We start from the raw sequence: 7,605 nt of genomic DNA on the forward strand, positions 1-7,605 counted from the left end.
ACCCGACGCGGTCGCTATGAAGAAGTTCTCTAGCATTTCAACATGACACAGGTTCCAGTCGGCGTACGCCCAACCAGAAGATGTCTTGCCGATCTAGATCTGCCGTTACCAGATCTTGGCCAGCCGCTTGACGAGATCGAAAACCCAGTCATCGCCACAGCACAGGTGATCCCGGAACTCCGCGACGCTGGCGGAGCACGACGGATCTTGTCACTGAGCGACCGCGTGTGGTTCAAGGTCAAGACTGGTGATCGGCGAGCCATCGCCACCCAGCTAAACAACGACGACTCACCTCCTGGACTTCGGAGTCGTCCTGATACATGGTGGATCGGCGCGGCCGGACACCGCCAAGCAGACAGCCCCCAGCGTGACTTCTATGAATCGATCAGGCGCGAGTGCACCACCGGTAAGACTGTCTCGACAACTCATCTCCTCCCCCGCGATTGGGACTGGAACCGCTTAACCGCTGAGCACGCGGTTGCCTGGCGACGCGAGATGAAGCGACTGGTGATTGGCCTGATCAGCATGTCCCTCACTACCGGCAGGCTCGCGGTGGCTGAGTTTCAGCACCATCGTGTCAAAGCTTTTGTCCGTGTCGACGAAGACCATGAGGCGTACTTGGCCATTATTGCTGAAGGCATCCCCGATCCGGCAATCTTCGCTCTGCTCCTCGATTGTGTTCCAGGCATCGCATCCGACGCCTGGCAACCTGAACCATCCCCGCTTGCGGAGATGGAGCCGTCGCCGGGAGAGGTCATCTGGTCAACCTTGTTCCCCTCAGAGGTCGCAAGCGCAATTCTGGAACTTAACCCCGATGCCACCCAGTGATTGGCCAAGCACGTACGCGGCAGTCCGTCAGGACAGCGCCAGCGGGCCAGCCACCTCACGTACAACATCCAGGCTGGTCTGTATACGAGCTAGAGGCCTTCAGTCTTCAGGCACAGCATCGCCCAGCCGTCCGCATCAATCGCACCCGACGTCGCCGCCGCGTGATGCGGTCGCGCGGGCGGATAATTGTTCCCGAGCCCGGGTCAGCGCCGCGATCCGTTCGTCCAGCACAGCCAACCGCCGGTCCACCAGTGCCACCGCGCTCGACGACAAGCGCCGCGAAGGCAAATCGCCCTGCAAACACGGGCCCAGCGGCCGGATGTCTTCCATCGTCAGGCCCGAGTCGAGCAGGTAGCGGATGTTCGCCACCCGCTCGATCGCGGACTCTTCGTAGTGCCGGTATCCGTTGTGGGAGCGGGCGGCGGTCAACAGCCCCTGCTCCTCGTAGAACCTCAGCGCCCTCGTGGTGACTCCGGTGGCCTTCGCCAGCTCTCCGATCCGCACCGGCCCGAGCGTACGCCGCTAAGAGATCACTGCGCCGCCGTCGACGGGCAGTACTACGCCGGTGAGGTAGTCGGCGTCGGGGCTGGCGAGTTGGACGATCCAGTGTGCGACTTCTTCCGGCCGGGCCAATCGGCGCAGCGGCACCATCGCCTGCAAGGATGCGTGCTGTGCTTGGGCTTGCTCAGCGGTCAGGCCCTCGCGGGCGTAGATCTCGGTGGCGACCGGGCCGGGTGCGACTGCGGTGACGCGGATGCCTTGCGCGGCAAGCTGTACTGCCCAGCTTCGGGTCAGCGATTCCAGCGCGGCTTTCGTCGCCGCGTAGAACTCCCGGCCCACCATCGGCCATCCGCGTTGGCCGATCGCGGTCGTCACGTTGACGACCGCGCCCCCGGACTCGCTCAGGTGCGGCATCGCGGCCTGCACGAGGTAGACCGGCGCGAGCAGGTTTGTCGCGACCACTCCGTCGAACGCGCCCGGCTTGATCTCGCCCAGCGCGGCCGGTTCGACGATGCCCGCGTTGTTCACCAGCACGTCGATCCGGCCGAATTCGGCGTGCGCCGCAGCGACAATCGACTCCGCGGCGCCTGCCTCGGTGATATCGGCGGCGAACGGGCGGATCCGCGGGGAAGAGCCCGCGGTTTCGGCGAGCCGCGCCGCGGTCCGGCCGACCACGAGGACGTTCGCGCCTCGCCGGGCGAACTCGCGTGCGGTGACCTGTCCGATGCCCGTTCCGCCGCCGGTGACGAGCACGGCCTTGCCTTCAAACTGTCCTTCACTCATGACAATCGACGCTAAACATTGCCGTATGCGTGAAGGTCAAGCCGATCAGCGAACTCGGTGGTAAACCAGGGCCACTTCGCCGAGATCGCCGGTCTCCTGGTGCGCGACTGTCCACTTAGTACCCGGCAGGCCGTCGTCGAACAGGCGAGGGCCGCCGCCGGCGATTTGCGGGCAGATGGTCAGGTACAGCGTGTCGATCAGGTCCTCGGTCAGCAGCGCCTTGATCACGCTGACGCTGCTGTTGACCAGGATGTCGCCCTCTCCGTCGGCCTTGAGCGAGGCGACGACCTCGGCGGCGGGCGCGTTCACGATGCGCGTGCGCTCCCACGGCGACTCGGTGAGAGTGCTCGACAGGACCACCTTTTCCGTGTCCACCAACCACTTCGCGTACCCGCGGTCGCGCGGGTCGGCGTTTTCGTCGGCCGCGACGGTCGGCCAGAAGCCGAGGAATCCTTCCGCGTTGCGGCGGCCGAGCAGCGCGGTCGTCGCGTTCTCCCAGATGCGGGTCATCTGGTTGCGGGCGGTCTCGGTGGTCACGTACGGGATGATCGCGCTCATGTCGCCGGGGCCTTCCGGGCCGTGGTAGCGGCCGTCGAGGGTCAGGGCGAGGTTGGCGGTGACACGACGCTCGGTCATGACTGGACTTCCTTTCGGGTGATGACTTCGACGAGGTGGTCGAGGACCTGTCCCCAGCCGGTTTCGATTCCGGCGATGGCGGACACGGCTTCGACGGTCGTTGCGCTGATCTCCAGTCCCAGCCGCAGCCGGGTGGCGCCGTTCGCCGAGGCGAGGGCGAGGTCGTAATGGCCGCTAAACGCGACGGCTCCGGCCGCGTCCAGCACCGACAGGTCGAACACCAGCCGCTCGGTTTCGCGAGCGGTCCGGACCTGTCCTTCCGAGCGGTAGATGCCTTCGGCGTCGCGGTAGGCGAGAACGACGCGCCCGCCCGGCTTCGCTTCGAGGACACACTCGGTGACGGTCAGGGACGGCGGGACCCACCACGACGCCAGCAGCCCGGCGTCCGTCCAGTACCGCCAGACCGTTTCCGGCGGGACCGACAGCACGCGTTCGAAGGAGAACGCGCGACCGTCGGCCCAGCGATCCCGGTCCGCGGCGGCGGTGTCGGTTTCGATCGCCGCGCGGTAGCGGTCGAGCACCTCGCGCTCCCCCGCATGCGCCTCGATCGTCGCGGCCAGTTTCTGGAGCTGGTCCGCGAATTCCCGCAGCGGAGCTGCTTCGGCCGCGTAGACCCGGCGCTGCCCGAGCGGGGCCATGGTGACCAGGCCGGCGCGGGCGAGGGTCTGCAGGTGCTTGGTCGTCTGCGGCTGCCGCAGCCCGGTCAGCTCAGCCAGTTCGCCGACCGACCGCGGCCGCTGTGCGAGCAGTTCGACCAGCTGCCACCTGGTGGTGTCCGCGAGTGCTGCGGCGATCCCGTCCATGCAGCGAAGTATTCTCCATGTCGAATATTCGTGTCAAGGAATTCTTTTAGCTGGGCAGCAGGCGGGCGGCGAGGTTGCGGACCGCCAGGCCCCGCTTCGTGCGTGGGACCAGCATCGAAGCCGCCGTCCGGACCCCGCGTTGCTTGGGCTTCACACGCGCTCGATGCGCTTCTTCGTAGCGCGCGAACGCCTCGGCGTGAGTGCCGTCAGCGAGCGCCATGGCCAGGGTGTGCGCGCCGACGATCGCGAGGCTCGAACCGTCGCCGAGCAGGGAGACGCACGACGCGGCATCGCCGACCAGCGCGACCCGGCCGCTGGACCACTTCGGCGGATCGACCACGGCGACCGCGTCGAAGAAGACGTCGTCCGTCGCTTCGAAGCGAGCCAGCAGTTCCGGGACCCGCCAGCCGAGACCTCGGTAGGCAGTAGACAGAATTTCCTTGTCCTGACCGGGTTCTGACCCGCGGAAGATGAACGCCACCCGGGCGTTTCCGCGTCCCGGATGGACCGCGACGAGGCGGCCCGGGGTGTTCAGCATGACGATGTCCTGCGGATAGTCGGACGGTTCGCCGAGCGTCACGGTCCCGACGTACATCCCGGCGTGCCGGACGAATTCCCGCTCCGGACCGAACGCGAGCCGTCGCACCGTCGAATGCAAGCCGTCCGCACCGATCACCAGGTCGAATCGGCGCGGGGCAGCGTGCTCGAAGGTGACGTCAACCCCGCCTTCGTCCTGCTCCAGCGCGGTGATGGTGTCACCGAAGAGGAATTCGGCGTCGTCTCGCGCCGCTTCGTAGAGCACGTCGGCGAGATCGGCTCGCGGGACCTCGATCTCTTTGCTTACCGCCATCCGCACCGTGGTCACCGGACGCCCGCTCGCGTTGAGCAGGCGCAGCCGCTGCGCGTGCGTCGCGACCTCGCGCAACCGCGGCACGACGCCCATCGCGTCGGCCACCTCCATCGCGCCGCCGCGGACGTCCACCGGGTTGCCGCTGCTTCGCTGGCCAGCTGCCCGTTCTACGACAGTCGGCCGGAAACCATTGCGCGCCAACCAAAACGCGAGGGTCGAACCAGCGATCCCGGCACCGCACACGAGCACTTCACGAGTCATGCATCCGAGCATATCCGCACTCAGTGCAATTTTGCAATGACTGCGGATATGCACTCGATGTCGTACACTCGCGAGATGTCGCTCCGTGAACGCAAGCGCGCCCGCACCCGCCAAGCCCTGATCGACGCGGCTATGGACCTCTTCGAGCGCAACGGCTACGACGAGACGACCATCGCCGACATCGCCGCAGCCGCCGAGATCGGCACGCGCACGTTCTTCAGCTACTTCGCCAGCAAGGAAGAACTGGTGTTCCCGGACGCCGAGAGCCGGGTGCAGGCGTTGCTCGAGGCGCTCGCGAACCGAGCCACGGACGACCGGCCGATCGACCTGCTGGTCCGCGTCCTTCTCGACGGCGGCGAGGTCAGCGACGACATCATCGGCAAGCTGACCCCGTTGCGGATGCGCCTGCTCCAGACCGTGCCCGCCGTCCAGGGCCGAGCGCTGCAAATCCAATTCAATGCCGAGCGCCGGATCGCCGAAATCCTCGCCGAATCCTTTCCCGACGAACTCGACGACCTCACCGCCCGTACGTTGACCAGCGCGTTCGCCGGTGCGGTGCGCGGAGCGTCGCAGGCCATGCTCGACCGCACCGACGACCTCACCGCCGAGCAGCGAATCCAAACGGCCCGGGAGGCCATCGTGACGACGCTCGCGCCACTGCTCAAGCGTGACTGACGTGCTCCGCGCACAGGCACGCCACCGCGGTGTCGATCCACTCGCGGCCTTCCCATTCCGGGTGCCGCTTGATCAGTTCGTCCCGCACTTCCGCGATCACGGTCGCCTCGTCCATCTCCGAATCGCGACGCCGCCAAGTTTCGTCGCGCAGCAGTTCCAGGTAGGCGCGCAGGTCGTCGAGCAGTTCCGGGCCGCTGATGTCGCCGTGGCCGGGGACGACGATTTCCGGTCGCCGCTGCGAAAGCTTCCGCATGACCTCGATCCAGCGGATCCCGGACACGTCGGTGTCGTGCGGCGGGAACCACGGGAAGATCGCGAACTGACCGGTCTCGGCGAGGTCGCCGGTGAACAGGACGCCCGCGTCCGGGACCGTCACGACCTGGTCGCCCTTGCTGTGCGCGCGGCCGGTGGCGCGTAGCTGCACGACGCGACCGCCGAGGTCGAGGTCGTGCGACGAGTCGTAGACGACGTCCGGGGTCGGCAGTTCGACGCCCTCCAGCTGGCGCGCGACCGGCTCTCCCAGACCGGTGAACATCTGCAGGTAGCCGGGGCCTTTCGCGGCGAGGTCGGTCGCCTGCGCGCGGTTGACCAGGTAGGTCGCGGCCCCGGCGAAGGTCTGCGCGCCGAACGCGTGCTCGGGGTGGAAATGCGTGGTGGTGAGGTAAATCCGGCGGCCGCGCGCGTACTCGGTCGCGAACTTCAGCACGGTTTCCGCGTTGCGCGGCCCCATGCCGGTTTCGACGACGAGCACGGAATGCGTCCCGCCGATGACGCCGACGTTCGGCACCAGCTGCACGCCATGGTTCGGGACCACGACCAGGTCGCGGGCGAGTTCGCGCACCTGTGCGGTCTGCACGACGGGATCGGGATACGGGTAGTCGGCCATCGCCGGAGGCTCCTCGGGAACGCGGGATCAGTGACCGTTCCAGTCCAGCGCCGCGCCCGCGCGGTGTCCAAGACCGATCCGCTTTTCCCCATACCGCACGGGTATTGTCGCTGGTTGTGGATCTCCGTTCGCTCCGGTACTTCGTCGCGATCGCCGAGGAACGCCACTTCGGCCGGGCGGCGGCGCGGCTGCACATGACCCAGCCGCCGCTGAGCCGCGCGATCAAACAGCTCGAAACCGACCTCGGCGCGGCTCTGCTGGACCGTTCGCCGTCCGGGGTCGCGCTCACCGCCGCCGGAACCGCGCTCTACGACGAGGCCCGCACCCTGCTCGAGGCAGCAGACCAAGCCCGTGCGAAAGTCGCCGCGGCTGCGGGACCCGGGACGCTCACGCTCGGCACTCTCGCCGACAGCTCGGAGCCGGTCGGGATCCGGCTTGCCAGCGAGTTCCGCAAGCGGCATCCGGGCGTGCGGATCAGCGTCCGCGAGGCCGATCTGACCGATCCGACCACCGGGCTGCGCGCCGGTCTCGTGGACGTCGCGCTCACCCGGATTCCTTTCGACACCAACGGAATCCGCACGCGCGTACTGCGCTCCGACCCGATGGGCGTCGTCCTGCGCGCGGACGATCCGCTGGCCGGACGCGACGAGGTGCGCCGGGAGGAACTCGCCGACCGGGCATGGTTCCGGTTCCCGGACGGCACCGATCCGCAGTGGCAGGCGTTCTGGAGCGGCGGCGGCGCGGGCGGCCCGGTCGTGCGGACGGTGCACGAATGCCTGCAAGCCGTGCTGTGGAACGGAACCGTCGGTCTCGCCCCGCTCGCGCACTCGTTGCCCGAAGGCGTCGCGACGGTCCCGCTGGCCGACTGTCCGCCGAGCCGGCTCGTGGTCGCCTGGCGCGAGGATTCGACGCCGCCGCTGGTCCGCTCGTTCGTCGAACTCGCCGGGCTCGAGCACCGCGAAACGCCCGCGAACCCGTAGGCTGGGCCCGGACATCGGGGAGGTGTGGGCCGTGCCGGGACGCAATCCGCTGCGGGTCCTGCGCAAATGCGCGGACTGGTTCGAAAACCGCGGCGTGTACATCCCCGGCGAGGAAAGCCGCGCGGTCGACCCGGTGCGCGACTTCGGCTGGCTCATGGTCGCCTGGGGCGCCGGCGTCGCGGTGTTCATCCTGTTGTTCGCGTTCGCGGTCTGAATCCCGCCCGAAGGCTGTTGACACCGGGGTGATGACTGTCACCCGGAGTGCTCTTTCGATCACGGATCGGCCACGGGTGTACACCAGGTCCGCGTCTTCCGCACCGTGACGGCATTAGTGCCGCCAGAGTGGAGCGGGTCCGGCCGGCAACTACGCCGAACGGCACCCCGCCCCACCCCGACTGGAGT

At 67.8% G+C, this 7,605-nt stretch carries 10 protein-coding genes; 4 read left to right on the forward strand and 6 right to left on the reverse strand.

Going from position 1 to position 7,605, the window contains the following annotated elements:
* Positions 1–42 precede the first annotated feature (42 nt).
* The gene (locus D0D37_RS35745) at positions 43–828 is read left to right on the forward strand and encodes a hypothetical protein (protein ID WP_116204998.1); all 786 of its coding nucleotides are present in this window, start codon (positions 43–45) and stop codon (positions 826–828) included.
* A gap of 135 nt (positions 829–963) precedes the next feature.
* Here the strand turns inward: D0D37_RS35745 and D0D37_RS35750 are convergent, their stop codons facing one another.
* The 5 genes from D0D37_RS35750 to D0D37_RS35770 are packed head-to-tail and all read right to left on the reverse strand — an operon-like array spanning position 964 to position 4,662.
* Positions 964–1,332, reverse strand: a complete 369-nt coding sequence (locus tag D0D37_RS35750) for a MerR family transcriptional regulator (RefSeq protein WP_116204999.1) — start codon at positions 1,330–1,332, stop codon at positions 964–966.
* 18 nt (positions 1,333–1,350) lie between these two features.
* Entirely contained in the window at positions 1,351–2,112 is a 762-nt protein-coding gene (locus D0D37_RS35755) for an SDR family NAD(P)-dependent oxidoreductase (protein ID WP_116205000.1), read from the reverse strand.
* 45 nt (positions 2,113–2,157) lie between these two features.
* Entirely contained in the window at positions 2,158–2,748 is a 591-nt protein-coding gene (locus tag D0D37_RS35760; protein ID WP_116205001.1) for a dihydrofolate reductase family protein, read from the reverse strand.
* The gene (locus D0D37_RS35765; RefSeq protein WP_116205002.1) at positions 2,745–3,551 is read right to left on the reverse strand and encodes a metalloregulator ArsR/SmtB family transcription factor; all 807 of its coding nucleotides are present in this window, start codon (positions 3,549–3,551) and stop codon (positions 2,745–2,747) included. Before D0D37_RS35765 ends, D0D37_RS35760 begins: the two co-directional genes overlap by 4 nt.
* A gap of 46 nt (positions 3,552–3,597) precedes the next feature.
* The gene (locus D0D37_RS35770) at positions 3,598–4,662 is read right to left on the reverse strand and encodes an FAD-dependent monooxygenase (protein WP_116205003.1); all 1,065 of its coding nucleotides are present in this window, start codon (positions 4,660–4,662) and stop codon (positions 3,598–3,600) included.
* Between the two features lie 75 nt (positions 4,663–4,737).
* Between D0D37_RS35770 and D0D37_RS35775 the strand changes: the two genes are divergently transcribed.
* Positions 4,738–5,337: a TetR/AcrR family transcriptional regulator gene (locus tag D0D37_RS35775; protein WP_116205008.1), complete on the forward strand. Its 600-nt coding sequence runs from the start codon at positions 4,738–4,740 to the stop codon at positions 5,335–5,337.
* On the opposite strand, the gene D0D37_RS35780 is transcribed toward D0D37_RS35775, so the two are convergent.
* Entirely contained in the window at positions 5,324–6,223 is a 900-nt protein-coding gene (locus tag D0D37_RS35780) for an MBL fold metallo-hydrolase (protein WP_116205004.1), read from the reverse strand. The genes D0D37_RS35775 and D0D37_RS35780 overlap by 14 nt on opposite strands.
* Positions 6,224–6,339: 116 nt before the next feature.
* Here D0D37_RS35780 and D0D37_RS35785 point away from each other — a divergent pair, with 116 nt between their 5' ends.
* Positions 6,340–7,203, forward strand: coding sequence for a LysR family transcriptional regulator (locus D0D37_RS35785; RefSeq protein ID WP_116205005.1), 864 nt, complete (start codon positions 6,340–6,342; stop codon positions 7,201–7,203).
* 31 nt (positions 7,204–7,234) lie between these two features.
* Positions 7,235–7,417 (forward strand): hypothetical protein, encoded by a 183-nt coding sequence (locus D0D37_RS35790; RefSeq protein WP_116205006.1) that lies wholly within the window; start codon positions 7,235–7,237, stop codon positions 7,415–7,417.
* Positions 7,418–7,605: the final 188 nt, after the last annotated feature.

The sequence above is a fragment of the Amycolatopsis circi genome (assembly GCF_003385235.1).
GTDB classification, from domain to species: domain Bacteria; phylum Actinomycetota; class Actinomycetes; order Mycobacteriales; family Pseudonocardiaceae; genus Amycolatopsis; species Amycolatopsis circi.